Source organism: Frateuria sp. GZRe12 (assembly GCF_051900535.1).
In the GTDB taxonomy this organism is placed as follows: Bacteria; Pseudomonadota; Gammaproteobacteria; order Xanthomonadales; family Rhodanobacteraceae; genus Frateuria_A.
The window spans coordinates 412538-438986 of the sequence record NZ_JBHZGI010000001.1; the positions used below are offsets into that span (position 1 = coordinate 412538).

General features: G+C 66.6%; 27 protein-coding genes. 3 read left to right on the forward strand and 24 right to left on the reverse strand.

The annotated features are described in order from the left end of the window. Positions 1–9: 9 nt before the first annotated feature. The 13 genes from msbA to ACFWZ4_RS01920 all read right to left on the reverse strand — a co-directional run bounded on the left by msbA (position 10) and on the right by ACFWZ4_RS01920 (position 12053). On the reverse strand, positions 10–1785 hold the full coding sequence (gene msbA, locus ACFWZ4_RS01860) for a lipid A export permease/ATP-binding protein MsbA (protein ID WP_439703058.1): 1776 nt from the start codon (positions 1783–1785) through the stop codon (positions 10–12). After that, positions 1782–2210: an ExbD/TolR family protein gene (locus ACFWZ4_RS01865; RefSeq protein WP_439703059.1), complete on the reverse strand. Its 429-nt coding sequence runs from the start codon at positions 2208–2210 to the stop codon at positions 1782–1784. Before ACFWZ4_RS01865 ends, msbA begins: the two co-directional genes overlap by 4 nt. 8 nt (positions 2211–2218) lie before the next feature. After that, complete coding sequence (locus ACFWZ4_RS01870) at positions 2219–2875, reverse strand: MotA/TolQ/ExbB proton channel family protein (protein ID WP_439703060.1); 657 nt, start codon at positions 2873–2875, stop codon at positions 2219–2221. A gap of 99 nt (positions 2876–2974) precedes the next feature. Further along, entirely contained in the window at positions 2975–5281 is a 2307-nt protein-coding gene (locus ACFWZ4_RS01875) for a DNA internalization-related competence protein ComEC/Rec2 (RefSeq protein WP_439703061.1), read from the reverse strand. A gap of 164 nt (positions 5282–5445) precedes the next feature. Beyond that, a complete protein-coding gene (gene lolD, locus ACFWZ4_RS01880) occupies positions 5446–6165 on the reverse strand; it encodes a lipoprotein-releasing ABC transporter ATP-binding protein LolD (protein ID WP_439703062.1) in 720 nt (239 codons plus the stop codon). Next, a complete protein-coding gene (locus tag ACFWZ4_RS01885; RefSeq protein ID WP_439703063.1) occupies positions 6158–7402 on the reverse strand; it encodes a lipoprotein-releasing ABC transporter permease subunit in 1245 nt (414 codons plus the stop codon). The genes lolD and ACFWZ4_RS01885 overlap by 8 nt, the downstream gene beginning before the upstream one ends. Positions 7403–7563: 161 nt before the next feature. Then, entirely contained in the window at positions 7564–7929 is a 366-nt protein-coding gene (locus ACFWZ4_RS01890; protein ID WP_439703064.1) for a protein YgfX, read from the reverse strand. Between the two features lie 31 nt (positions 7930–7960). Beyond that, positions 7961–8200: a succinate dehydrogenase assembly factor 2 gene (locus tag ACFWZ4_RS01895; RefSeq protein ID WP_439703065.1), complete on the reverse strand. Its 240-nt coding sequence runs from the start codon at positions 8198–8200 to the stop codon at positions 7961–7963. A 218-nt stretch (positions 8201–8418) separates the two neighbouring features. Then, positions 8419–9198: a succinate dehydrogenase iron-sulfur subunit gene (locus ACFWZ4_RS01900; RefSeq protein ID WP_439703066.1), complete on the reverse strand. Its 780-nt coding sequence runs from the start codon at positions 9196–9198 to the stop codon at positions 8419–8421. A 22-nt stretch (positions 9199–9220) separates the two neighbouring features. Beyond that, on the reverse strand, positions 9221–11008 hold the full coding sequence (sdhA, locus tag ACFWZ4_RS01905; RefSeq protein WP_439703067.1) for a succinate dehydrogenase flavoprotein subunit: 1788 nt from the start codon (positions 11006–11008) through the stop codon (positions 9221–9223). A 5-nt stretch (positions 11009–11013) separates the two neighbouring features. Next, entirely contained in the window at positions 11014–11409 is a 396-nt protein-coding gene (gene sdhD / locus ACFWZ4_RS01910) for a succinate dehydrogenase, hydrophobic membrane anchor protein (protein ID WP_439703068.1), read from the reverse strand. After that, positions 11406–11801 (reverse strand): succinate dehydrogenase, cytochrome b556 subunit, encoded by a 396-nt coding sequence (gene sdhC, locus ACFWZ4_RS01915; RefSeq protein WP_439703069.1) that lies wholly within the window; start codon positions 11799–11801, stop codon positions 11406–11408. Before sdhC ends, sdhD begins: the two co-directional genes overlap by 4 nt. A gap of 84 nt (positions 11802–11885) precedes the next feature. Next, positions 11886–12053 (reverse strand): DUF1674 domain-containing protein, encoded by a 168-nt coding sequence (locus tag ACFWZ4_RS01920; protein WP_231325310.1) that lies wholly within the window; start codon positions 12051–12053, stop codon positions 11886–11888. 113 nt (positions 12054–12166) lie between these two features. Between ACFWZ4_RS01920 and ygfZ the strand changes: the two genes are divergently transcribed. Next, a complete protein-coding gene (gene ygfZ / locus ACFWZ4_RS01925) occupies positions 12167–12961 on the forward strand; it encodes a CAF17-like 4Fe-4S cluster assembly/insertion protein YgfZ (RefSeq protein WP_439703070.1) in 795 nt (264 codons plus the stop codon). Positions 12962–13015: 54 nt separating this feature from the next. Here the strand turns inward: ygfZ and ACFWZ4_RS01930 are convergent, their stop codons facing one another. The 11 genes from ACFWZ4_RS01930 to cmk all read right to left on the reverse strand — a co-directional run bounded on the left by ACFWZ4_RS01930 (position 13016) and on the right by cmk (position 23639). Beyond that, positions 13016–13450 (reverse strand): GNAT family N-acetyltransferase, encoded by a 435-nt coding sequence (locus ACFWZ4_RS01930; RefSeq protein WP_439703071.1) that lies wholly within the window; start codon positions 13448–13450, stop codon positions 13016–13018. Beyond that, a complete protein-coding gene (locus tag ACFWZ4_RS01935) occupies positions 13447–13785 on the reverse strand; it encodes a tRNA-binding protein (RefSeq protein ID WP_439703072.1) in 339 nt (112 codons plus the stop codon). The genes ACFWZ4_RS01930 and ACFWZ4_RS01935 overlap by 4 nt, the downstream gene beginning before the upstream one ends. Next, the gene (locus ACFWZ4_RS01940; protein ID WP_439703073.1) at positions 13782–15068 is read right to left on the reverse strand and encodes an NAD(P)/FAD-dependent oxidoreductase; all 1287 of its coding nucleotides are present in this window, start codon (positions 15066–15068) and stop codon (positions 13782–13784) included. Before ACFWZ4_RS01940 ends, ACFWZ4_RS01935 begins: the two co-directional genes overlap by 4 nt. 190 nt (positions 15069–15258) lie before the next feature. Then, positions 15259–16131, reverse strand: coding sequence for a UTP--glucose-1-phosphate uridylyltransferase GalU (gene galU / locus ACFWZ4_RS01945; RefSeq protein ID WP_231325303.1), 873 nt, complete (start codon positions 16129–16131; stop codon positions 15259–15261). Further along, on the reverse strand, positions 16132–18054 hold the full coding sequence (locus tag ACFWZ4_RS01950; protein ID WP_439703074.1) for a polysaccharide biosynthesis protein: 1923 nt from the start codon (positions 18052–18054) through the stop codon (positions 16132–16134). Continuing rightward, positions 18041–19138: an MraY family glycosyltransferase gene (locus ACFWZ4_RS01955; RefSeq protein WP_439703075.1), complete on the reverse strand. Its 1098-nt coding sequence runs from the start codon at positions 19136–19138 to the stop codon at positions 18041–18043. Before ACFWZ4_RS01955 ends, ACFWZ4_RS01950 begins: the two co-directional genes overlap by 14 nt. Further along, complete coding sequence (gene lapB / locus ACFWZ4_RS01960) at positions 19078–20250, reverse strand: lipopolysaccharide assembly protein LapB (RefSeq protein WP_439703076.1); 1173 nt, start codon at positions 20248–20250, stop codon at positions 19078–19080. The genes ACFWZ4_RS01955 and lapB overlap by 61 nt, the downstream gene beginning before the upstream one ends. Beyond that, positions 20247–20504: a lipopolysaccharide assembly protein LapA domain-containing protein gene (locus ACFWZ4_RS01965; protein WP_439703077.1), complete on the reverse strand. Its 258-nt coding sequence runs from the start codon at positions 20502–20504 to the stop codon at positions 20247–20249. Before ACFWZ4_RS01965 ends, lapB begins: the two co-directional genes overlap by 4 nt. A 201-nt stretch (positions 20505–20705) precedes the next feature. Beyond that, complete coding sequence (locus ACFWZ4_RS01970) at positions 20706–21011, reverse strand: integration host factor subunit beta (protein WP_231325293.1); 306 nt, start codon at positions 21009–21011, stop codon at positions 20706–20708. An 85-nt stretch (positions 21012–21096) separates the two neighbouring features. Then, the gene (gene rpsA, locus ACFWZ4_RS01975; protein ID WP_439703078.1) at positions 21097–22770 is read right to left on the reverse strand and encodes a 30S ribosomal protein S1; all 1674 of its coding nucleotides are present in this window, start codon (positions 22768–22770) and stop codon (positions 21097–21099) included. A 185-nt stretch (positions 22771–22955) separates the two neighbouring features. After that, positions 22956–23639 (reverse strand): (d)CMP kinase, encoded by a 684-nt coding sequence (gene cmk / locus ACFWZ4_RS01980; protein WP_439703079.1) that lies wholly within the window; start codon positions 23637–23639, stop codon positions 22956–22958. A gap of 100 nt (positions 23640–23739) precedes the next feature. On the opposite strand from cmk, the gene ACFWZ4_RS01985 reads away from it, so the two are divergent. Both ACFWZ4_RS01985 and ACFWZ4_RS01990 read left to right on the forward strand, forming a co-directional pair. Next, a complete protein-coding gene (locus ACFWZ4_RS01985; protein ID WP_439703080.1) occupies positions 23740–23997 on the forward strand; it encodes an acyl-CoA-binding protein in 258 nt (85 codons plus the stop codon). A 185-nt stretch (positions 23998–24182) separates the two neighbouring features. Continuing rightward, a complete protein-coding gene (locus tag ACFWZ4_RS01990) occupies positions 24183–26195 on the forward strand; it encodes an FAD-dependent oxidoreductase (RefSeq protein ID WP_439703081.1) in 2013 nt (670 codons plus the stop codon). Positions 26196–26449 lie beyond the last annotated feature (254 nt).

Sequence of the window (26449 nt, forward strand, 5' to 3'; positions counted from 1 at the left end):
GAGGACGGCTCAGCCTTCTTCCTGTTCGTGGAACTGCATGCGGTGGAGCGCGGCGTACTGACCGCCCAAGGCTACCAACTCCGCGTGAGTGCCGCGTTCAACGATGCGGCCCTGGTCCATCACAGCAATCTGATCGGCGTGTTCGATGGTGGACAGCCGGTGCGCGATCACCAGCGTGGTGCGGTCGCGCATCAGGCGCTGCAGCGCCTGCTGGATCAGCCGCTCGGACTCGGTGTCGAGTGCGCTGGTGGCTTCGTCCAGCACCAGGATCGGGGCGTTCTTCAGGATCGCGCGGGCGATCGCCAGGCGCTGGCGCTGGCCGCCCGAAAGCATGCCGCCGCCCTGCCCGATCGGGCTGTGGATGCCTTCGGGCATGCGCTGGATGAACTCCATCGCGTTGGCCGCCTCGGCCGCGGCGACGATGTCCGCCTCGCTGGCACCGGCCAACTCGCCATAGGCGATGTTCTGGGCGATGGTGCCGTCGAACAGCACCACGCTCTGCCCGACCCAACCAATTTGGCGCCGCAGCGATGCCAGCGTGTACTCCTGGTAGTCATGGCCATCGAGCACGATGCGTCCGGCGCTGGGTTCCTGGAAGCGCGGCAGCAGGCTGACGAGGCTGCTTTTGCCACTGCCGGAGCGGCCGACCAGGGCGGTGACGGTTCCGGGGGCGCAGTGCAGGTCGATGCCGCGCAGGGTGTCGACCTCGCTACGCGGGTAGCGCAGGCGTATGCCTTCGAAACGCAGGTCGCCGCGGGTGCGCTCGAGCTCGAGCCGGCCGGTGTCCTGTTCCGGCGGCATATCGATGACGTCGAACAGGTCCTCGGCCGCAGAGATACCGCGCTGGATCGTGCCCTGTACGTTCGCCAGCCGCTTGAGCGAGGGCATCATGGCGCCCATGGCGGTCAGCACGGTGACGAACACGCCGGGGGAGATGCCGTCGATGACCTGTGGCCGCGTGGCCAGGTAAACCAGCAGCGCGAGCGCGAGCGCGGCGACGGTCTGGATGGCCGTACTCGAACTGGCGGCCGTGGTGGCGATCTTCATGTTCAGGCGGCGCGCCCGGTGCGAGACCTCGCCGAAGCGCGCGGCCTCGTGCTGCTGCCCGCCGTAGACTCGCACCTCGCGGTGCGCATGGACCGACTCGTCCACGGCGCCGGTCACCGAGCCCATCGAACCCTGGATGCGGCGGCTTATCTGCCGATAGCGCCGGCCGACCATCGTGGCGACCAGGGCGATACCCGGCGCCATCATCAGCAACGTAAGCGAAAGATAGGCGCTGTTGGCCAACATCACGTACAGCATGCCGATAACCGTGACGCCTTCGGTCACCACGACCTTCAGCGCATCGGTGGAAGCCGACGCCACCTGTTCGCTGGTGTAGGTGATGCGGGAGATCTGCTGGCCCGAGGGCTCTTTGCCGAAGAAGGCAGCCGGCAGTCGGAGATAGGCCGCGAACACGTCAGCCTGCATCGCTTGCACGACGTTGCGGCCGACGTACGAAATGCCATAGCTGCTGATGAACGTCCCGACGCCGCGCGCGGCAAAGATCAGCACGATCCAGATCGGCATCCAGAAGATCAGGTAGGCGTCCTTCTTGGCGAAAAGCTCGTCGATCATCGGACGCAGCTTCTGCGTGAAGGCCGCCAACGCTCCGCCGTCGACAGCCATGCCGACAATGGCGATCACACCCACTACCCACCATCGCCGCGTATAGCCGAGCAGCCGTTTATAGACGCGCAGCGTCTCGGCGTCCCAGATGGCCGCCTTGCGGGTGGGTGTCAACGTGCAGCTTCCTGGCTGGGCGTGGTCGCGATAGCCAGCCGGGTGAAGCCGAGCTGGCCGAGCGCATCCATGGCGGTCACGACGTCCTGGTGCGCCGTCTTCGCGTCGGCGCGGATCGTCACCGGGCGGTCGCGGTCGTCGCCGGCCACGCGGGCGATGGCCTGCTTGAGCGAATCGACACCTTCGCCCGTCACCGCATCGCTACCGACGTAGAAGTGCCCGTCGCGGTCGATCATCACGGTCAGCGCGGGCGCCTGCATGTCGCGCTCTTCGGCGCTGGCCTGAGGCAGCGTGACCTGCAGGCGCGAGTGCTGGACGAAAGTCGTGGTCAGCACGAAGAACATCAGAAGCGTCAGCAGCACGTCGATCAGCGAGATCACGTTGATCTCGAAGTCGTCCTGCCGACGGTCGGAACCGATACGCATGCTTACCCTCAGGCGCTGGTCGCGGCGGTCGTCGCCGCGCGGCGCGGGCGCGCCGCCGGGGCCGGCGTGCCGGTCAGGTCATCGAGCAGCGCCGTGGCCTGCTTTTCCATGTCGACGCAATAGCCGGCCACTTTCGAGCGGAAGTAGCGATGCAGCACGTAGGCAGGGATCGCCACCACCAGGCCCATGGCGGTACAGATCAGCGCCTCGCCGATGCCGCCTGCCATCTTGGTCGGGTCGGCCATGCCGCCGGCCATGACCTGCATGAACATGCGGATCAGGCCGATCACGGTGCCGAGCAGGCCCAGCAGCGGACCGATCAGGGCGATGGTGCCGAGCGTGTTGAGGTAGCGCTCCATGCGATGCACGACGTGGCGACCGGTGTCCTCGATGCGTTCCTTGATCTGCTCGCGCGGACGGTTGCGCACGGCCAGGGCGCCGGCCAGCAGTTCACCCAGCGGCGAGCCGGCGGCGAGCGCGTCCAGGTGGGCCGGATCGAGCTGGCCGCTGCGCGCCCACTTGCGCACTTCCTCGCCCAGCCCGTCGGGCAGGACGGCCTTGCGGCGCAGGGACCACCAGCGCTCCAGCACGATCGCCAGGGCTACCGCCGAACAGATCAGGATGGGGGCCAACGCCCATCCGCCAGCCATCAGAATTTCAAGCACTGCCTAACTCCCGCCAGGGCAACTTCTCAGGGGACGCCGAATCATAGCAGTCCCTTCACATCGTTCCGCGGTGCGCTTGGCAGTTGCAAAAACGGCCGTTCATTGGCGCCAGTAGCGGGGTCTGCGCTGGCGCCAGGTGGCCTTGATGGCGGGCTCGGCAGTGGCAGGCGCGTCGACCTCGATGGCACCGCGCGTAGCTGTGTTCAGCAGCGGCACGCCCGCCTGGGCGTAGCGCACGAGCACGAGCGGGTGCGGATGGCCAAACCGGTTGTGCCAGCCTGCCGATACCAATGCCACATGCGGTGCGATCGCGGCGATGAACGAAGGGTCGGACGAGTAGCGACTGCCGTGGTGCGGCACCACCAGCACCGTGGGACGAGCGATCCCGAGGGCCGAGGCCACGGCGGGTTCCACCTGGCTGCTGATGTCTCCGGTGAGCAGCAGGCGCCCGCCCTCGCCGTCGATGACCAGCACGCAGGATCGGTCATTGCGCCGCGCTGTTTCTGCAGGACCGGGCGACAGCACGCGGAAGCTCACCCCATCCCAGCGCCACGCCTGCCCTGCCCGGCACGACTGCATCGGGAGGGGCATGCGTCCGGGTTCGCCTGCGTAGCGCGCAGTATGCGGAAAGGCCTCCGCCACTGCCGTAGCACCGCCGGCGTGGTCGTTGTCGGCATGGCTGATCATGAGAATGTCCAGCCGGTCGATTCCGAGCGCGTGCAGTGCCGGCACCACCACGGCTTCGCCCAGGTCGAAACCTGACGGATAGCGCGCACCGGCATCGTAGACCAGCGCATGCCCGCGGGTGCGCACCACCACCGACAATCCCTGCCCCACATCCAGCACCCAGGCCTGGAACCCGCCGACCGCCGGCAGCTGCGACACCGGCCAGACCAGCGGCAGGAACAGCACCAACCCCAGCCCCCGCAGCGGCAGGCCACGCGGTGCGAACAGCCACAACGCTCCCAACGTGGCCAGTACGAGCGCCCATGGCCCCACTTCGGGCAAGTACCAGTGCGCGCCGGGCCAGGCCGCCATCCGCTCAAGCAACCACCATTGGGCATGCGCGAAGACGGCGGCCAGTTTCAGCACGGGCGTTGCCACGGCGGGCGCGAGCAGGAGCAGCAACATGCCCATCAGCGCGCAGGGGACGATCACGAAACTGACGAACGGCACCGCGATGAGGTTCGAGAGCGCGCCCACCAGGGACGCTTCGCCGAAGAACCACAGCGTCAGCGGCAACAGGGCCACCGTCATCACCAGCTGGCCTGCGGACAGTTCGTGCAGGAAACCGCGCAGCCCGCGCGGGCGTGCCTCCAGGCACAGCATCAGGAATGCCACGCCCACGAACGAGAGCCAAAAGCCCGCCGACAGCACTGCAAGCGGGTCGGCCAGCAACATCGCGATCAGTGCCAGGCCGAGTGTCTGTGCGCCGCCGATCGCCCGTCGGCTGCACCGGGCCAGCGCCACGACCGCAATCATCAACAAGGTACGCACCGTTGGCAGCCCGAAGCCAGCCAGTGCGCCATACAGCCCCGCGGCCAGCAACGCTGCGGCCGCCTGCGCAGGCAGCCGCGGCAGGCGCAGCGCCAGACCGGGCCAAGCCCAATACAGCAAGCGCAACAGCCCTACGCCGAACAGCGCAGCCACGCCCACGTGGAAGCCCGAAATGGCGATCAGATGCGGCACGCCGTTGGCACGGGCGACTTCCCAGTCGTCCTGGTCCAGTCCACGCGTATCGCCGATGGAGAACGCCTGCAGCAGCGCGGCATCGTGCGGATCGGACACGCGGGCGGCGATGCCACGGGAAATCCGGTCGCGGATGCCGTCGACGCAGTGGCCCGGCTGCACCAGGTGATTGGCTATGTCCTCACGTACGTAGCCGGTGGCGGCGATGCGCTTTTCCAGTGCGCTGCGCTCCCCATCGAAGCCGCCTGGGTTGAGCAGGCCGCGCGGCCGGCGCAGTCGCACGTGCAATCGCCAGCGCGAGCATGCCGGTAGCGCCGGTGCATCGTCGTACCAGCTCAGGCGCACTTGGCCGTGCAGCGGCACCGGCTTTCCACCCAGGGTTGCATGGTCGACGTCGAACACGAAGCGGGTGGCATCGCTGCGCACCTGCGACATCCCGGACAGCGTGCCGGTCACATCGAAGTCGCGACCATCCAGGTCACGTGGCAGGCGCAGGTCGAGCGCGAGCGTGCCGCGCCAGATCGCCCAGGCGGCGCCGAGCAGGACCAGCGCGGGCAGGCGCAGGCGGGGCCAGCGCAGGCTGGACCACAGAACGAGCAAACCGGGCAACGCAATCCACGCCGATGGCGGCAAGGCGGGCAACCATTGCACGGCCGCCACGCCGCACAGCAAGGCGGCGCCGGTTGTCGCCGCACCGGGCATCCGTGCCTCGCGCATTCCACCCTCCCGTGGGAAGGTGCCAGTTTAAATGCGGCCCGCCAGTGGAATGGCTGAAATGCGTGTAGGGGTACGACGCGAACGAGGCGATCTCGTAGGGTGGACGTCAGTCCACCATCGCTGGCATGCAGTGGGCTGACGCCCACCCTACGGCGTGCTGGCTGTCAGCCCAAAGGTGTGCGGGCTTTCTCCCGCAACACGCCATTGTGCAGCTCGAGCGTGCGATCCATCTTCGCCGCCAGGCGGTGGTCGTGCGTCACCAGGATGAAGCTGGTGCCGACCTCACGGTTGAGTTCGAGCATCAACTCGTAGACGTGCGCGGCGTTACCCTCATCGAGGTTGCCGGTCGGTTCGTCGCCGAGCACGCAGGCCGGTCGCGTGACCAGCGCACGCGCCACCGCGCAGCGCTGGCGCTCGCCGCCGGAGAGTTCGGCCGGCTTGTGTTCTTCGCGCTTGCCCAGCCCCACCCGCTCCAGCAGCACGCGTGCCTGACGCTGCGCATCGGCAATCGACACGCCGCGGATCAGCAGCGGCATGCACACGTTCTCAAGTGCGGTGAACTCGGGCAGCAGGTGGTGGAACTGGTAGATGAAACCCAGCGAGCGGTTGCGCACGCGCCCGCGCTCGGCGTCCGAGAGCTTGGAGAGGATGCGCCCGTCGACCTCCACCTCGCCGCGGGTCAGCGTGTCCAGCCCGCCGATAATGTGCAGCAGCGTGCTCTTGCCCGAGCCGGAGGCGCCGACGATGGCCAGCGTCTCGCCACGCTTTAGGGTGAAGTTGACGTCAGTCAGTACCTCGGTCTTGAGATCACCTTCCTCGTAGGTCTTGGCGATCCCGCTGGCACGCAGCACGACGTTCTTGTCCATGGTCGAAGGCTTATTCATAGCGCAGCGCCTGTGCCGGCTGGGTCCGCGAGGCGCGCCACGCTGGATAGAGCGTGGCCAGCAGCGAGAAGAGGAAGGTGACCAGCGTGACCCAGCCCACGTCGCTGGCGACCAGCTTGCTCGGCACTTCGCTGATGTAATAGACGTCCGGCGAGAGAAAGGTCACGCCGGTGACGTGCTCGATCCACTTGACGATCGCCGGCAACTTCCACGACAGCAGCGAGCCCAGGCCCACGCCGAAGCCGATGCCGACCACGCCGACCAGCACGCCCTGCACCATGAACATGCCCATGATGCTGCGCGGGGTCGAACCGAGCGTGCGCAGGATGGCGATGTCCGCCTGCTTGTCGGTGACCAGCATCATCAGCATCGAAATCAGGTTGATCACCGCCACCAGGATGATCAGCGACAGGATGATGAACATCACGTGCTTCTCCATCGAAATGGCGGAGAAGAAGTTGGCGTGGCTGTCCATCCAGGTCTGCACCATATAGAACTGGCCGAGCGCATTGGCCAGCTCCCTGGCGACCGGCCCCGCGTTGAACATGTCGTCGAGCTTGAGGCGGATGCCGCTGGGACCATCCAGACTGCCGAGCTTCTCGGCGTCGCGCATGTTGACCAGCGCCAGGCCCGAGTCGAACTCCTGCATGCCGAGCTCGAAGATGCCAACGACGTGGAAGCCCCGCAGGCGCGGCACGCTGCCCATCGGCGTGGCGCGGAACTCCGGCACCGCCATGGTCACGCGGTCGCCGACCGTCACGCCGAGCGTCAGCGCCAGTTCCTTGCCCAGCACGATGTTCCAGCTGTCGGGTTTCAGCGCGTCGAGACGACCCTCGACCATGTGGGTATTGATGTCAGAGACCTTCGGCTCCTGCGACGGGTCGACGCCGCGCACCAGCGCACCGCTGGGGCGACGGGCCTGCAGGAAGGCTTCCATTTCGACGTAGGGCGCGGCGCCCTTGACGTGCGGATTGGCCTCGGCGATCTGCACTGCCCGAGGCCAGTCGCGCACCGCTTCGCCGGGCAGGCCTGACACGGTGGCGTGCGAGATGGCGCCCAGAATGCGCGTGCGCAGTTCCGAGTCGAAGCCGTTCATCACCGACATCACCGTGATCAGCGCGGTGACGCTGATGGCGATGCAGACGATGGAAACGGTGGAGATGAAGGAGATGAACTGATTGCGGCGCTTGGCGCGCGTGTAGCGCAGGCCGATGAACAGTTCGAGCGGTCGGAACATGGGCAGTCGCTTCTTCCAATCGATGGGCGGGCCGCCCTATCGGAGCATTATCGGGTATTCGCTCGGACCGTGCCCATGAGGAAAAGTGCCGCGCGGTATTGCCGGAGCGTCCTCGGCGCGACCGCAGGCATGGAGATGGCGGTCGCGCGCCCAGGGTGCTCCTACAGGACTTCGGCAACCGCGGATTGCGCGGCCAGGCGCATGCGCAGACGGCGGCGAATGTCGGCGTCGCAATTGTCCGGTGCCAGCAGCAGGACTTCGGTCGCGTGGTCGGTCTTAAGCCGCAGCAGCACGCAGCCACCGATCACGCGATGGGAGAGCAACCTAACCGGGAGGGGGGTACGGTCGGGCTGGTAGAGGGTCCAACCATCGGGACCGTAACCTACGCCGGCAATCCGCGAGAGCGTCGAGCGCCGCGCGGCGGTGAACGTCAGTGTCAAGGTGCCGACCGCCAGCACGAGCTTGAGCCAGAGAAGTGCACCGCTGAGTGCAATGGCAACGAGGGCCAGCGCGGTGACGATGGCCATCAGCCGGCCCGTCAGCCGCGAAGGTCGGTAGTCAAAGCCGATGGCGGGCGCGGATGTCATCGATGATCGCCTGCCAGTCGGCGCGCGGGGACTTCGCGTGGCCCATGATCCAGTCCCACAGGTCCGGGTCCTGCGTGTCCAGCAGTTCGTCGAAGGCCTGGCGCGTGGCAGAATCCGCCGCTTCGTAACGCTCGTCGAGCCAGCCACCCAGCAACGCATCGAGTTCGCGCGTACCGCGGCGGGCACGCCAACGCAGGCGGGAAAGAGTCACGGCGACGCACCTGTTCCAGCTCCCTCTCCCCCCCGGGGAGAGGGTCGGGGGTGGCGTTCGCGGGAAGGCCGAAACAACGCCTCGACGTGTTTTGCAAGATGCCGGTGCAAGACGTGCTTGGCTTCCAGCATGACGGCGGCTCCGATGAAAGTACGTCGCAAGAGTGTTCCCTCACCCCAGCCCTCTCCCCGGAGGGAGAGGGAGCTCACACGCGGCTCTTACGAACGGCGCTCGACCATCAGCTTCTTGATCTCCGCGATCGCCTTGGCCGGGTTCAGACCCTTCGGGCAGGTGCGCGCGCAATTCATGATGGTGTGGCAGCGATAAAGCTTGAACGGGTCTTCCAGGTCGTCCAGGCGGCCGCCGGTGTCCTCGTCGCGGCTGTCGGCGATCCAGCGGTAGGCCTGCAGCAGGATGGCCGGGCCGAGGTAGCGGTCGCCGTTCCACCAGTAGCTCGGGCAGCTGGTCGAGCAGCAGGCGCACAGGATGCACTCGTAGTAGCCATCCAGCTGCTTGCGGTCTTCCGGCGACTGCAGGCGCTCGCGCGCCGGCGCCGGACTCTGCGTGCGGATCCACGGTTTGATCGAGGCGTACTGCGCGTAGAAGTGCGTCAGGTCCGGCACCAGGTCCTTGACCACCGGCATGTGCGGCAGCGGGTAGATCTTCACCTCGCCCGAGGCGCAATCGTCGATCGCCTTGGTGCAGGCCAGCGTATTGGTGCCGTCGATGTTCATCGCGCAGGAACCGCAGATGCCTTCGCGGCAGGAGCGGCGCAACGTGAGCGTGGGGTCGATCTCGTTCTTGATCTTCAGCAGCGCGTCCAGAACCATCGGGCCGCACGCGGCCATGTCGACCTCGTAGGTATCGACGCGCGGGTTCTGATCGTCGTCCGGACTCCAGCGGTAGACCTTGAAGGTGCGCGGCTTGGTGGCGCCCTTGGCCGGATAGTGCTTGCCGGACTGGATCTTGGAATTCTTCGGTAGCGTGAACTCTGCCACGATGTGTCTCCGGTCCGGTTGCTCAGTAAACGCGCTTCTTCGGCGGCACCACGTCGACCTCGTCGGTCAGCGTGTACATGTGCACCGGGCGGAAGTCGAAGCTGGTCTGGCCCGCGTCGCTCAGGCTGACCAGGGTGTGCTTCATCCAGTGCTCGTCGTCGCGGTCGGGGAAGTCCTCGCGCGCGTGGGCGCCGCGGCTCTCCAACCGCTGCTCGGCCGAGTGCATGGTGACCACCGCCTGCGCGAGCAGGTTGGACAGCTCCAGCGTCTCGATCAGGTCGGAGTTCCAGACCAGCGAGCGGTCGGTGACGCTGACGTCCTTGAACGAGTCGAACACCTCGGAGATGCGGCGCTTGCCTTCGGCAAGCGTCTCGCCGGTGCGGAACACCGCCGCGTCCTTCTGCATGGTCTTCTGCATCTCGGCGCGGATCTGGGCGGTTGGCTTGTTGCCCTTGGCATGGCGCAGCGCATCGAAACGGCCCAGCGCGCTATCCAGGATGCTGCCGGGAAGATCCTTGTGCAGCGTGCCCGGCTGGATCAGCTCGGCGCAGCGACCCGCGACAGCGCGGCCGAACACCACCAGGTCGAGCAGCGAGTTGGATCCCAGGCGGTTGGCGCCGTGCACCGACACGCAGGCCGCCTCGCCGATGGCGAAGAGTCCCGGCACCACGGCATCGACATCGTCGCCCTTCTTCTGCACCACTTCGCCGTGGTAGTTGGTCGGGATGCCGCCCATGTTGTAGTGCACGGTCGGGATGACCGGGATCGGCTCTTTGGTCACGTCCACACCGGCGAAGATGCGCGCCGATTCGGCGATGCCCGGTAGCCGCTCGTGGATCACGTCCGCGCCCAGATGCATCAGGTTGAGGTGGATGTGGTCCTTTTCGGGACCGACGCCCCTGCCCTCGCGGATCTCGATCGTCATCGCACGGCTGACCACGTCGCGCGAGGCCAGGTCCTTGGCGCTGGGCGCGTAGCGCTCCATGAAGCGCTCGCCCTCGGAATTGGTGAGGTACCCACCCTCGCCGCGCACGCCTTCGGTGATCAGGCAGCCAGCGCCGTAGATGCCGGTCGGATGGAACTGCACGAACTCCATGTCCTGCAGCGCCAGCCCCGCGCGCAGCACCATGCCGCCGCCGTCGCCCGTGCAGGTGTGCGCGGAAGTCGCGCTGAAGTAGGCGCGGCCGTAGCCACCGGTCGCCAGCACCACCGCGTGGCCGCGGAAGAAGTGCAGCGTGCCCTCGTTCATGTCCAGCGCGAGCACGCCGCGGCAGACGCCCTGCTCGTCGAAGATCAGGTCGATCGCGAAGTACTCGATGAAGAACGCCGCGTCATGTGCCAGCGCCTGCTGGTAGAGCGTGTGCAGGATCGCGTGGCCGGTGCGATCGGCCGCGGCGCAGGTGCGCTGCGCCGTGCCCTTGCCGTAGTGCGTGGTCATGCCGCCGAACGGGCGCTGGTAGATCTTGCCCTCCTCGGTGCGCGAGAACGGCACGCCGTAGTGCTCCAGCTCGATGATCGCGGCCGGCGCTTCCTTGCACATGTACTCGATCGCATCCTGGTCGCCGAGCCAGTCGGAGCCCTTGATGGTGTCGTAGAAGTGGAAGCGCCAGTCGTCCTCGCCCATGTTGCCCAGCGCGGCGGAGATGCCGCCCTGTGCCGCCACGGTGTGCGAGCGGGTCGGGAAAACCTTGGTGATGCACGCGGCCTTCAGGCCCTTCTCGGCCAGGCCGAAGGTGGCGCGCAGGCCGGCGCCGCCGGCGCCGACCACGATCACGTCGTACTTGTGTTGCTGAACCTTGTAGGCTTCCATCGAACTCAGGCTCCCAGGGCGATGCGCAGCACCGCGAGCACGCCCGCCAGGGTGGCGAGCACGGCTATGAACTTGATCGCCATCAGGAGCGTGGCCTCCTTCCAGCGCGTGTGCACGTAGTCCTCGATTACCACCTGCAGTCCGAGCACGGCGTGCCAGAACGACGTGACCACGAAGGCGATCAGCAGCACCGCGTTCCAGGGACGGGCGACCAGCTCGCGGGCGGTGGCGTAGTCGGCATGCAGCACGCGCAACACCAGCGCGGCCAGCCAGATGCCGAGGCCGACAAGGGCAACGGCGGTGACGCGCTGCACCCACCAGTGGCTCACGCCGTGCTGGGCCGAGCCCAGGCCGCGGGCCTTCTTCAGCGGGTTGCGGTATTCCTTCGGATAGGCGCTCATGCGGCGGCTCCCAGGGTCAGCACGTAGGCCCACACGGCCGCGGTCAGCAACAGGCTGACGATGATCGAGGCCCAGCTCGAGCGAACGAACTGCACGATCTCGTAGCCGTAGCCGCCGTCCTGAACCAGGTGACGGATACCGTTGCACAGGTGATAGAACAGCGACCAGCTGAAGCCGATCAGAAGAATCATGCCGATAGGGCTTCCGACGAACGCGCTGAACTGGTTAAAGCGATCTTGTCCGCCGGCCAGCGCGAGCAGACCCCAGGCGACCAGCAGCAGGCCCACGGACAGGGCGATGCCGGTGGCGCGGTGCAGGATGGAGGTCACCATCTGCACTTGCCACTTGTAGACGGAAAGATGCGGTGAGAGCGGTCGTCGCGTGTCTGCCATGGCGGCTGTCCGTGTAGTGGATTCGCGTCTCGCCCGAGTCGCCCACCCCTGATGCCTGTGCCGGCTTGCGCCGCCACGGGCGACTCAGAAGTCGATGCAGCGTCCGTTCTTTTCCCAGTCGCCGTAGCGGGTGGGATCCGGCGCCGGCCGCTCCGGTCGCGCCTCGCCCTCGGCCGGCCGCGCGGGCACGGCGGGCTGCTCCGCGGGCGCGGAAGCAGGGGCGGGTTCGTTCTTGGAGGAGGACTCGGACATAAGTAAAGCCGCAGAAGCGTAATACGCGCTGACCAAGCAACACAACCTTGACTGGTGCGTAAAAACCTGTCCGCACCTTGCCTTCACGCGTCCGTTCCCTTATTTCATGCGCCATGCCCAACACCTATTCCGCCGAGCTCGTCGCGCTCGAAGGCCCGGACGCGATAGCGTTCGCGCAAGCGCAGTTCAGCAGCAACCTCACCCTGCTGGCCGATGGCCAGTGGCAGTTCAGCGCCTGGCTCGATGCGCAGGGGCGCGTGCGCGCGTTGTTCCATCTGATGCGGCTTGACGGGCAACGCCTGCGCCTGCTGCTGCGCGGCGGGGAGGCGCAGGCGATGGCAGGCGAATTGCAGCGCTACGTGTTTCGCGCCAGGCTGCGCGTCCTGGCGTTGCCATCGCAGGAGCTGGCAACCGTCGAGCGCATGCCACTGCATGCCGTCATGGAACAGGGCGACTCGCTGGTGATCGGTTGTGGTTCGCACGCACTGAAGCTGGCCACTCGGGGCGACAACGAATGGCGCCTGCCGCAAGTGCGCGCCGGCTGGCCGTGGCTTGTGCGGAACACCACGGGCGAGCTGCTGCCGGCCTGGCTCAACCTGGGTTCGCTGGGCGCGACGGCGCTGGACAAAGGCTGCTACCCGGGCCAGGAGATCGTCGCGCGCATGCATTACCGCGGCGGCAGCAAGCGGCATCTGCACCGCGTTCGGCTGTCGCGCCTACTTGAACCGGGAAGCATGTTTGAAGTGGACGGCCAGACGATCCAGTTGCTGGACGTGGTGTCGGTGGATGGTGCGGCCGAAGCGCTGGCTGTGGTGCACGACGATACGAAGGCCCGCCTGACTTCCGGTGTCGAGGCGGCGCTTCCGGACGGGACCGTTGCCGTGCAGGTGATCGCGTTGACCGCGTAAGACGGGCTTCAGCCCAACGGTTCCGTGCCGGACGATGGTGGGCTGAAACCCGCCCTACGGAGCGAGGCGCTTGCCGTAGACGTGCTGGCTCTTCTGCCGCGCGAAGCCCAAATGTTCGTAGAACGGATGCGAAGCCTGGCGCTGCACGTTGGATCGCACGACGACCATGTCGATGCCCTGCTCCGCCGCCCAGGCTTCGGCCGCGCCGACCAGGGCGCGCCCCACACCGCCACGACGGGCCATGCCGTCGACCACCAGGCCCGTGATCTCCACACGTTCGCCAACCTCCAGACTCAGGCGTCGCTCAGCGGCGATCCAACCGGCCAGACGCCCTTCATCGTCGATCACGCGCACGCACTGACGCGGATTGCCAAGCAACGCATCGAGCCGCTCGGCCATGTTGTCCGGGCCGACCGGGTAGCCCAATTCGCCCGCCAGCCGCGCCATCTCGGCAGCGTCGGAGGTGCGTGCGGCGCGCGGCGCGCTCACGCCAGCCGCGACCCGTTGGGCACCGGTCGCTCGACCGCGGTGACAACGACACCCTCGTCGGTGTGGAAGCCGGTCAACAGGAACTGCGACCGGAACGGGCCGATCTGCTTCTCCGGAAAATTGAGCACGCCCACGATCTGCCTGCCGATCAACTGCTCGGGCGTATAGAGCGCGGCGATTTGCGCGCTGGTCTTGCGCTCACCGTAGGGGCCGAAGTCCGCCCACACCTTCCATGCCGGTTTGCGCGCCTCGGGAAACGGCTCCACGCGGACGATGGTGCCGGCCACGATCAGCACCTTCTCGAAGTCCGACCAACTGATTTCTTCCACGCTCATCCTTCCAGTCTCGTTTTCAGCCAATCCTGCAGTTCGGCGCGCCAGTAGCTGGCCTGCGCCGCCATGAAGCCCAATGGGCGGTAAGTGGAGGCGAGCCCATAATCATTGAATTCCCGCCACGCGGGATCACCCTCGGCGATGGCAGCCGCCAGCAGTTCGCCGGCCGCGCAGGTCGAGCTCAGCCCGTGGCCGCCGAACGCCTGCGCCCACCACAGGCCATCCTCGCGCCCACCTATCTGGGGCATCTGGTGGCGCGCATAGCTCATCAGGCCCGACCAGGCGTAATCGATGCGCACCTCGCCCAACTGCGGGAACACGCGCAGCAAGTCACGCCGCAACAACCGCTGCAAGGAGTGCGGCGAACGGTCGAGTACCGAAATGCGGCCGCCCCAGAGCAGCCGCGTGTCCGGCAGGGGACGGTAATAGTCGAAGGCGAAGCGCGTGTCGTAGATGGCCGCGCGCGTGGCCAGGCATTCGTCAAGGCGATCGCCCAGCGGTTCGGTCACCATCACGTAGGTGGCGATCGGCAGGATCGCCCGGTCGATCCGACGTTCCAGGCCCGCCAGGTAGCCCCCGCACGCCAGCACGACCTGCTCGGCGAGTACTTCGCCGGCGGCGGTCTGCACGCGCCAGCGATTGCCGTCGCGCTGCAGGCGGCGCACCCCGCTGTGTTCGTGGATGCGCACACCCCGCCCGGCTGCGGCCGCAGCCAGTCCGATCGCATAGTTGAGCGGGTGCAGGTGCAGGGCGTCGCGTTCGAACAGGCCGTCGTGGTAGCGCGTGCTGCGGACAAGCTCGCGGAGCCTGGCTTCGGGCAGCCATTCCCACTCCACGCCATAGCGCTCGGCCAGCAAGTGCTGTCGCGTGCGCAGTACGCCCGGATCACGGAACCAGTTGGCCCATATCACGCCCGCATCCACTGCGTCGCAGGCAATCGCGTATTCGGCAATGCGTTGGCGGATGCGGTGCACACCCTCGATGGTCCGCCCGAACAAGGCCCGCGCCCGCATCTCCCCCAACTGGTCCAACAATGCCTGCTCGCCCAGCGAATAGCCGGCAAATACGAAGCCGCCGTTGCGCCCGGAAGCGCCATGGCCGACCTGCTCGCGCTCCAGCAGCAGGACGTCGCGCAGTCCACGCTCGGCCAGTCCCAACGCTGTGTTGAGTCCAGCGAAGCCGCCCCCGATGACGACCACGCGTGCCTCCTGCAGGCCGTCGAGCGGCGCATACGGGGCGTACGGCGTTGCCGTGGCGCGGTAGTAGGACGGAACGGACGGCGGCATGGGGAAGCGGGCCAGTCGGGCGACGGCTGAGCATATCGCGGTGGCCGGCGCTATTCGAACGGGCCGCCGTGGGGCGGAAAACCCGCCGATGCACAGTCTGCGCCGCAGCCCGGCTTGCGGATGATGCTCGGCACGGGTTGCCCGAGAGCATCGCCCGCAAGCGGGCTCCTACAGGTTCATCGGATACGGATCAGAGCTGGCTGGCGAACTCGCGCACGACCGGCGCGAGCTTGGGATCCTGCATGGCCATGTGCATGGTGGCGCGGACCAGCCCGGCCTTGTTGCCGCAGTCGAAGCGGGTGCCCTCGAAGCGGTAGGCGAGCACCTTGCCCTGCTCCATCAGCAGCGCCTCGATGGCGTCGGTGAGCTGGATCTCGCCGCCCGCGCCCGGCTCGGTCTGCTCCAGCAGCTCGAAGATGCGGCCGGGCAATACGTATCGGCCCACTACGGCAAGGTTCGATGGCGCATCGGCGGGCTTGGGCTTCTCCACCATGTAGCGGATGCGCGCACTGCGCTGGTCGATCGGCTCGGCGTCGACGATGCCGTATTTGTCGGTCTGGTCGTGCGGCACTTCCTCGACCGCGATCACGCCGGCATGTTCCGATTCGGCCAGCGCCGCCATCTGGCCCAACGCACCCTTGCCGCGATTCCAGATCAGATCGTCGGGCAGGATGATGCCGAAGGGCTCGTTGCCCACCACCGGCTTGGCGCAAAGCACCGCATGGCCCAGGCCGTGTGCCTCGGGCTGGGTGACGAAAATCGCGCGCACGTTGGACGGCAGCGTGCCCTGTACCAGCGCCAGCAGCTCGTCCTTGCCTTTCTCCTCGAGCTTCGCCTCCAGCTCGTAGGCCTTGTCGAAGTAATCGGCGATGGCGTGCTTGTAACGGTTGGTGACGAACACCAGGGTATCGGCGCCAGCGTCCACCGCCTCGTCGACCGCATACTGGATCAGCGGTTTGTCCAGCACCGGCAGCATTTCCTTGGCGACCACCTTGGTCGCGGGCAGGAAACGGGTGCCGAGGCCGGCCACGGGGAACACCACCTTGCGCAACGGCTTGGTCACTCAGCTTTCTCCTGTTTCGATACGACCCTGTTCGATACGTCCCGCCTCGCGGCGGATCGACACTACGTTGTCCGGTTGCGCCGTCTCGCTCCAGCGGAACGATGGCAGCAAACTGGACACGCAGCGGCGGAGTTCGTCTTCATTGAAGATCGCGGTGGCCTCGCTGGCCTTGTTGAGCAGCGCCTGCAACAACTCCCACGAGACCTCGCGGTGCTGCGCGAGAAAGATCTTGGCGTGCGCCGTGGCGCTGTAGTTCTCGAGCTGGTGGAAGAGTTCCTCGAACAGCTTCTCGCCCGCGCGCAGGCCGGTGTAGACGATGGGCACCTCGGTGCCCGGCTTCTTGCCGGCGAGGCGGATCATCTGCTCCGCGAGATCACGAATCTTCACCGGCTCGCCCATGTCCAGCGCGAAGATCTCGCCCCCCTGCCCCAGGCAGGCCGCCTGCAGGATCAACTGGCAGGCCTCCGGGATCGTCATGAAGTAGCGGGTGATCTCCGGATGGGTGATGGTCACCGGACCGCCGTCGCGGATCTGCTGGCGGAACAGAGGCACCACGGAGCCGGCCGAATCGAGCACGTTGCCGAAGCGCACCGTGATGTAGTGCGTGGCCGAATGGGCGTTGAGGTTCTGGCAATAGATCTCGGCCACGCGCTTGCAGGCGCCCATCACGCTGGTGGGGTTGACCGCCTTGTCGGTCGAGATCAGCACGAAGCACTCGACCTGGAACTCGTTGGCCAGGTCCGCCACCGTACGCGTACCCAGCACGTTGTTGCGGAAACCCGCCCGGAGCTGCTTCTGCAGCATCGGCACGTGCTTGTAGGCAGCCGCATGGAAAACCACCTGCGGCTTGGTTTCGGCAAAGGTCTTCTGCAAGGCGATGCGGTCGCCGCAGTCGCACAGCACGCATTCGAGCAGCAGTTCGGGATAGTCGCTGCGCAGTTCCTTGCCGATGCGGTACAGGTTGTATTCGCTCTGCTCGACGATGATCAGCGACTGCGCGCCGAGCCTTGCAACCTGGCGGCAAAGTTCCGAACCGATCGAACCGCCGCCGCCGGTGATCAGCACCCGGCGACCTGTGAGCGTCTCGCGGATGGCGGTCCAGTCCAGCTCGACCGCGTCGCGGCCCAACAGGTCCTCGATCGCCACCTCTTTGATCTCGTTGAATTGCGCGCGGCCGGCGACCACGTCCTCGAGCCGCGGCACGGTGCGGTACGGCAGGCCAGTCTGGTCGCACAACTCCACCACCCGGCGCATCTGCCCCGTCGTGGCGCCAGGTAGCGCGATGAGCAACATCTCCACCGCCGCCTCGCGGGCCAGTTCCGGCAGCTGGTCGATGCATCCCAGCACCGGGTGACCATTGATCGAGGCACCGCGCAGGCTGGCCTTGTCGTCGACGAAGCCGATGACGCTGAAGCGACCGTCGTGGCGCAGGTCGCGCGAAAGCGCCTCGCCAGCGCGATCGGCGCCCACGATCAGCACCCGCTTGGAGGAGCGCGTGCTGAAAAGGTCGAGCCGGCTGTCCTTCCAGAACCGATACGCCAGGCGTGGCAGGCCCAGCAACAGGGTCAAGGCGACCGGGTACAGCAGCAGGACCGACCGAGGCACGCCTTCCATGCGCTCATAGAGGAACAGCGCCAGGCCGATCGCGAGCGTGCCGAAGATCGCCGCCTTCAGGATGTTCCACAGATCGGGCAGGCTGGCGAAGCGCCATACGCCCTTGTAGAGGCCGGTCCAGGTGAACATCAGTCCCTGCATCGCCAGCACGATGGGGAATTCGAGGACATCGAAGCTCCCATCCTGGCCCTGCACCGTGGCATAGCGCAGTGCCTTGGCGATCCACCAGGCGAAGCCGGCCATCGCCAGGTCGTGCGCGACGACGGCGATCCGCGGGTGGATGAGAGCGATCCATTTACGTGGCGACATGACGGTCCTTCAATGGTGCACGTCGCAGACAGCGGCGCTTGGTAACGATCCATGTTGCGCCGGCCACCGTATAGACGGCGGCACAGGCGGGCAATGCCATGGCCGGGAGTTGCCTCGCGACAACCGCCGCGGGTGCGGCGACGAGCAGGTTCCACCCCAGGTACCACGCGGTAGCGCGCGCATGCGTGCGGCCGGATCGTACCAGCCACTGGTAGAGATGCTCGCGATGCGGAGCATACCAGCGCCTGCCGCGTAGGAAGCGGTTCAGCAACGTCAAGCTGGCATCGGCAACGAAACCGGACACGAGGATGAGTGCCGGCCAAAGCAGCGCCGGTTCAACCCGCCAGAGCATGGCCGTCAGCGCGAACAGCAGCAGGCCGACGCTGCCACTTCCCACGTCGCCCATGAAGATGCGTGCCGGTGGCCGGTTGTAGAACCAGAATCCCAGGCAGGCGAATGCCACGACGAAGCAAGCACCCGTCAGCGAGGGTTGCGCCGCACTCGCGGCGAGGCAGCCGAGCCCTGTCGCCACGAAGATGCACTGCTGTGCCAGCAACGCGTCGATGCCGTCCATGAAGTTGTGCAGATTGATACTCCAGGCGCCCGCCAGCACCAGCAGTGGCAGCCAGCCCCAGGCAAGACCCGCGCTGGCGAGCAGCGCTGCGCCGAAAAGCGCGGTCGCCAGCAATTGGACGCCCAGTCTTGGCCATTGCGCCAGCGGCCGATGGTCGTCCCACCACCCTATGGACGCCACCAGCAACAAGGCCAGCGCCAGGCTGGCGATCGTCAGCACTGGCCAGGCACCGGGCAAGCTCAGGAGCGCACCGGGCAGCCCGACCAGGCAGGCCAGCACGATACCGATGCCACCGCCGCGCGGTGTGGGCAGCGAATGCGAGCGGCGCTGGCCGGGCTGGTCCAGCATTCCGCGCCGGTGCGCATACGCGATGGCGCCATGGGCAACCACCGCCGCGATGACCAGCGCGACCAGGCTCCATCCCAGCACGATGGTGAATTCCGGACGGATCACTCGTTGGCGACGCCGTGGATCGGGCGGATGGTGCTCCAGCCCTTGCAACTGGGGCATTGCCAGTGATGGGCCTTGGCGCCGAAACCGCAACGACTGCAGCGATACATCGCCTGGCCCTCGAGCAGCTTGCGCGTGAGGTCTCGCAGGATAAGGAAATTCTCGCGTGCCTCGCCTTCGATCTTGTCCATGGTCGCATCGATCAACGCCATCAGCCCGCGCACCGAGGGGCGCTGGCGCAGCTGCGACGTCAGGAATTCGATGCCGGCCCGTTCGCCATCGCGCTGGTTGTACAGCTTGGTCAACGCCAGCACCGGCGAGATGCCGTTGTAGCGGGCGAGGATGTCGCGCAGGAAATGCTCGGCGCGCTCCATCTGTCCGGTGCGTGCGTAGCTGTTGAGCAGAGGGGGCAGGATCTCCGGCACGAAGGCTATGTCCGCGCCGACGGCGGCCTCGTAGGCCTCCACGGCTTCGGCGTGCTCACCAGCCTCGGCATGCAGGCGGCCGGTGAGCATGAAGGCTCGCACGCAGTCGGCCTGGCATCCGAACGCCTGGCGCAGGTAGTCGCGCGCTTCCGATCGCGCGCCATGCTGGCGAGCCTGCTCGGCCAGTTCGCAATAGAACTGGGCGATCATGGGCGATTCGTCGTCACCGGTCATCGTCTCGAGACGGCGCGCATGATCGATCGCCTTGTGCCAGTCGCGCTCGTGCTGGTAGATGGCCACGAGATGCCTCAGCGCCGACGGTGCGTGCGCATTCATGGCGACCAGATCGGAGAACAGCGCCTCGGCGCGATCGAGCAGGCCTGCCCGCATGTAGTCCTCGCCCAGTTCCAGCAAGGCGACCGTCTTCATCGCCTCGGTCAGGCCCGGTCGGGAAACCAGGTGCTGGTGCAGGCGGATGGCGCGATCGACTTCGCCGCGCCGGCGGAACAAGTTGCCCAGGGCAAGATGGGTTTCCACGGTGTCGCGGTTGTACTCGGCGAGCTTGAGGAAGACTTCGATTGCCTTGTCCTGCTCTTCGTTCAGCAGGTAATTGAGGCCGCGGAAGTAATCGGACGAAAGCTCGCTCACCCGCATGCCCGAGCGATGGACCGCCGCCCGGCGGGCCGCGAACCAGCCGCTGGCGAAGGCGGCAGGCACCAGCAGAACCAGCACGTAGAGGATGTTCATGCGCGGGCCGGCGTCTTCCCGTTGGACGGCCGCGCGCGACGCAGTACGCGCCGATGGCGCAGGCTCATGCCCAACCAAGCGGTCAGACCGCCCAGCAGCCAGCCGATCAGCAGCGCGACCAGCAATCCGGCCCCCTTGGGCAGGGTGACCGTGAAAAAGGCCAGGTCGTAGCTCACCGGATCGGCGTTGAGCGCGCCGACGACCACGCCGATGACGACAAAAAGCGCCAGGATGAGCAAGGCAATCAATCGCATCGCGCGACTTTACCGGAATCCGCTTGAGCTGGCACGGACTGCCCCCTTCAGGGAGGCGTTGGATGGCGCTCGTGATGCGACTGGCGTAGCCGCCGCTCCCCGTCTCGTTCGAAAGGAAGGAATCGAGCAGCCGCGCATGGGAATAAAAAAAGGCAGGATCGGCTTGTGCCGCCTGCCTCCAGACGATGCCCGCTTGTCGACTCAGGCCAGTTCGGCTTCGGCCTGAAGCGACAGATTCACGCGTTCACGCAACTCCTTGCCCGGCTTGAAATGCGGCACGTGCTTGCCCGGCAGGGCCACCGCGTCGCCGGTCTTGGGATTGCGCCCCATGCGTGGCGGCCGGTAATGCAGCGCGAAGCTGCCAAAGCCGCGGACCTCGATGCGCTCGCCCTGTGCCAGGGCGTGGCTCATCTGTTCGATCACGCTCTTGACCGCGAGCTCCACGTCGCTGAACGCGAGATGGGTCTGACGCCTGGCCAGCGCCTCGATCAGTTCGGATTTGGTCATGGGTCCCCAATGTCCGTGACGTTAAACGGCGGGGCGGCTAGGTGCCGCCCCGCTTCGTACTCAAGTCATTGTAATCCTAAAGGAATTACTCGGACTTGTTGAGCTGCTCCTTGAGCAGCGCGCCCAGCTTGGTGGTGCCGCCGGCCGCGGAGCCGTACTCGGCCATCGCGTCGTGCAGATCTTCCTCGTCCTTGGCGCGGATCGAAAGCGCCAGCTGGCGACCCTTGCGGTCCATGCCGGTGAACTTGGCTTCCACCTTGTCGCCCACCTTCAGGTGCTGGGTCGCGTCGTCGATGCGCTCCTTGGCGATGTCGTTGGCGCGCAGGTAACCCTCCACGCCCTCGCCCAGGTCGATCACCGCACCCTTCGCGTCCACTTCCTTGACGGTGCCGTTGACGATCGTGCCGCGCGGATTGTTGGCCATGAACTGGCCGAACGGATCCTGCTCCATCTGCTTGATGCCGAGGGAGATGCGCTCGCGCTCCGGATCAACCGCCAGCACCACCGCCTCGATCTCGTCGCCCTTCTTGAAGTTGCGCACGAGATCCTCGCCCGATGCCTGCCAGGAGATGTCCGACAGGTGGACCAGGCCATCGATGCCGCCGTCCAGGCCGATGAAGATGCCGAAGTCGGTGATCGACTTGATCTGGCCGGACACCTTGTCGCCCTTCTTGTGCATGGCGGCGAAGGCTTCCCACGGGTTGGAGCGGGTCTGCTTGATGCCGAGCGAGATGCGGCGACGCTCTTCATCCACGTCCAGCACCATGACTTCGGTCTCGTCACCGACCTGCACGACCTTGGCCGGGTTGACGTTCTTGTTGGTCCAGTCCATCTCGGACACGTGGACCAGGCCCTCGACGCCCGGCTCGATCTCGACGAAGCAACCGTAATCGGTGACGTTGGAGACCTTGCCGAAGATGCGGCTGCCGACCGGATAGCGACGCGAAATCGCGACCCACGGATCGTCGCCCAGCTGCTTGAGGCCCAGCGACACGCGGTTGCGCTCGCGATCGTACTTGAGCACGCGCACGTCCAGCTCGTCGCCAACGTTGACAACTTCGGACGGATGACGCACGCGCTTCCAGGCCATATCGGTGATGTGCAGCAGGCCGTCGATGCCGCCCAGATCCACGAACGCGCCGTAGTCGGTCAGATTCTTGACCGTACCCTTGACCACCGCGCCCTCGGTCAGGCGCTCCAGCAGCTTCTCGCGCTCCTCGGAGAACTCGGTCTCGACGACGGCGCGGCGGCTGACGACCACGTTGTTGCGCTTGCGGTCCAGCTTGATGATCTTGAACTCGAGGTCTTTGCCCTCGAGGTACACCGGGTCACGGACCGGGCGCACGTCGACCAGGGAGCCCGGCAGGAACGCGCGGACGTCCTTGATGTCGACGGTGAAGCCGCCCTTGACCTTGCCGGAAATCTTGCCGGTGATGGTCTCTTCCTTGTCGAAAGCCTGCTCGAGGTCGTCCCACACCATCGAACGCTTGGCCTTCTCACGGGAGAGCTTGGTCTCGCCGAAGCCGTCTTCCAGGGCGTCGAGGGCAACCTTCACCTCGTCGCCTACCTGCACTTCCAGCGTGCCCTCTTCGTCCTTGAACTGCTCGATCGGGACGATGCCTTCGCTCTTGAGGCCGGCGTTGATCACGACGACGTCGTTGCGGATTTCCACAACGATGCCGGTGACGATGGCACCCGGCTTCAGCTTGGCGATGGCCTGCTGGCTCTGTTCAAACAGCTCGGCAAAACTTTCAGTCATGTTGATTCCAGAAATGGGAAAAGGCCTAAAGCCCCTTGTGCGCGTCGTCGGAGCAATTGCGCACGGGCTAACCGGCCCACCGGTTGTGGGTGTCGCAGAAAACGCGCCCTGTGATGGACCGCCCTGTCGGCACCGTTGACCAAAACCCCCGCCGCGGCGGAGGCGCCTAAAGCCGCGTGCAGCCTTTATCGGGGCTGCACGACGGCAAAAACTTTCGCGACGACGACTTCGATGGGCATGCCGGTGGTATCCACCAGAACCGCATCCTCGGCCGGGCGAAGCGGGGCGACCGTACGCGACGCATCGCGTTCGTCGCGCGCCTCGATCTCGCGCTGAAGGGATGCAAGTGTAACGTTCAGTCCCTTTTCCTTCAACTGCTTATAGCGCCTTTTCGCCCGTTCGGCGGCGCTGGCGGTGAGGAAGACCTTGAAGGACGCGTCCGGGAAGATCACCGTGCCCATGTCGCGCCCGTCGGCGACCAGGCCCGGGCTCTTGCGAAAACCCAGCTGCAGGTCGACCAGGGCTTGCCGTACCGACGGGATCGAGGCAATCGCCGAGGCTGCCGCGCCCGCGGTTTCCGTGCGCAGTTCGTCGGTGGCGTCGTGTCCATTGACGATCACCCGCGTGTCACCGCCGTCGGCAGCCGCCTGGAAGCGGATCTTCGTGGTCTGGGCGCAGCGGGTCACCGCATCGGCGTCGGACAGGTCCAACCCTTCCGCTCCCGCCGCGTAGCCGACCGCCCGGTAGAGCGCGCCCGAGTCGAGCAGGCGCCAGCCCAGTTGCTCGGCGACCAGCCGGCTGATGGTGCCCTTGCCCGACCCGGACGGTCCGTCGATGGTGAGGACTGGGACCGGCTGCGTGCGGATCATGGGACTCCCGGGGATCTGCAAAAACGCCATGGTAGCGCGTTGACCACCCCCGAGGCGCGTGCTATCTAGCCGCGCACCGCCGTTTGCAGCGCCCTCTGCCATGACCGATCTTCGCCGCGAGTTCGAACAAGCCGCCGAGGACGTCAAGCGACTCGGCGCCCGGCCCGACAACGACACTTTGCTCAGGCTGTACGCTCTGTACAAGCAAGGCTCGCTGGGCGACATCCAGGCCCATCCTCCCGGTTTTTTCGATTTCGTCGGCACGGCCAAGCACGAGGCGTGGGCACAGCTGTCCGGCATGCCGCAGGAAGAAGCGATGCGCCGCTACGTCGCGCTGGTGCGCCAGCTCCTCGCCTGAGCCTGTCACCGATCCGGAAGATCCCTGGTCGAATCGACATTTCGCCCAACCCCATTTCCAGCCTCACCCTCCGGGGTGCGCAACGGTGCCGAAACCTTCCCTGATTCCTTAAGTGCAGCGTAAGGCGACTTGCTTTCATCACGCCCACCCGGCACATTCATACGATCGTTTGAATGGACGCCGGCATGCATTACCCGCACCTGTTCGCCCCCTTGGACCTGGGCCATGTCACCCTGCCCAACCGCATCCTGATGGGCTCGATGCATACGGGGCTGGAGGATCGCGCGGCGGACTACGACAAGCTGGCGGCCTATTTCGCCGAGCGTGCGCGGGGCGGCGTGGCCCTGATGGTGACCGGCGGTATCGCGCCCAGTATCGAGGGCTGGCTCAAACCGTTCGGCGGACGCCTGTCGATGCCGTGGCACGTGGCGCGACATTGCAAGCTAACCCGGGCAGTGCACGCCGAGGGCGGACGCATCTGCCTGCAGATCCTGCATGCGGGCAGGTACGGCTATCACCCGCTATCGGTAGCGCCCTCGAAGATCAAGTCGCCGATCACGCCGTTCACGCCACGCGCCCTGTCCGCCCGCGGCGTCGAGCGCACCATCGACGATTTCGTGCGCTGCGCGCGGCTCGCCCGCGAAGCCGGCTACGACGGCGTCGAGGTGATGGGCTCGGAGGGCTACCTGATCAACCAGTTCCTGGCCGCGCGCACCAACCAGCGAGAGGATGCCTGGGGCGGCGACGTCACCCGGCGCATGCGCTTTCCGGTCGAGATCGTGCGGCGCACGCGCGAGGCGGTCGGGCGCGACTTCATCATCATTTACCGACTGTCCATGCTGGAACTGGTCGAGGGCGGCCAATCCTGGGACGAGATCGTGATGCTGGCCAAGGCCATCGAGGCGGCAGGCGCCAGCATCATCAACACCGGCATCGGCTGGCACGAGGCGCGCGTGCCGACGATCGTCACTTCGGTGCCGCGTGCAGCCTTCGCCTGGGTCACCCAGCGGCTCAAACGCGAGGTTGGCCTTCCGCTGGTGGCCACCAATCGCATCAACATGCCCGAGGTGGCCGAGCGCGTGCTGGTCACGGGCGAAGCGGACATGGTCTCGATGGCCCGCCCGCTTCTGGCTGACCCGAACTGGGCGGCCAAGGCGCGTTCCGGCCGCAGCGCGGCCATCAATACCTGCATCGCCTGCAACCAGGCCTGCCTGGACCATGTATTCCAGAACAAGCGCGCCAGTTGCCTGGTCAATCCGCGTGCATGCCACGAGACGGAACTCGTCGTCGGGCTGGCGCCCCACCTGAAGCGCATCGCCGTGGTGGGTGCGGGCCCGGCGGGATTGGCCTGCGCGACAACGTTGGCCGAACGCGGCCATGCGGTGACACTGTTCGAGCAGGCGGCCGACATCGGCGGCCAGTTCAACTACGCCAAGCGCATTCCTGGCAAGGAAGAGTTCCACGAGACGCTGCGCTATTACCGCCGCCGCATGGCGGAACTTGGCGTGCATGTGCAGTTGGGTTGTCGGGCGGACGTGGAGGCGCTGCGCGGCTTCGACGAAATCGTGGTGGCGACAGGCGTACTGCCTCGGAAGGTGCATTTCCCAGGAAGCGACGATCCACGCGTGCTGGGTTACCTGGACGTACTCGCGCACGATCACCCCGTCGGTTCGCGCGTCGCGATCGTCGGCGCTGGCGGGATCGGCTTCGACGTGGCCGAATTTCTGACCGAGCAACCGCCCTCCCCAACGCTGGATCCGGTCCGGTGGGCGAAGGCCTGGGGCGTGGATCGCACGCTCACCGCCCGCGGCGGCCTGGCGCCCCCCTCGCCCGAGCCGCCCGCTCGGCAGGTCTGGCTGTTGCAGCGAAGCGAAGGCCGCCTGGGCGCCCGCCTCAACAAAACCACCGGCTGGGTGCATCGGGCCACGCTCAAAGCCCATCAGGTGCGCATGCTGGGCAGCGTGCAGTACCAGCGCTTCGACGACGAAGGGCTGCATATCCTGCTCGACGGGCAACCGCAAGTCCTGCCGGTCGACCACGTGGTGATCTGCGCCGGCCAGGAGCCGGCCCGAGGCCTGGCCGATGTTCTGATCCAGGCTGGCTTGACGCCGCACGTCATCGGCGGCGCCGACGTGGCTGCCGAACTCGATGCCAAGCGGGCGATTGCGCAAGGCACTCGACTGGCGGCGATGCTGTAAAAGCGGCCAACAGCGCCTTTCTGCAGGCTAGCGCAGCACCCACCATCCGCAAGCGGCCTCCTGCGAGGCAGGCAGACATCGTAGGCAAGGGAGGTTCCGCGAGGAATTTCGCAGGACACCAGAAAAAGAAAGCGCTCCGCGAACGACGCGTCGGTAGCGGCTCTGGGGGAGGAGGCCGGTACCGCGGGGATAGCGTCGCTGCGGAGCGAGGGTCACCGCCACCTGGGGGGAGGGGGAAGGTGGCGGGACGAGGC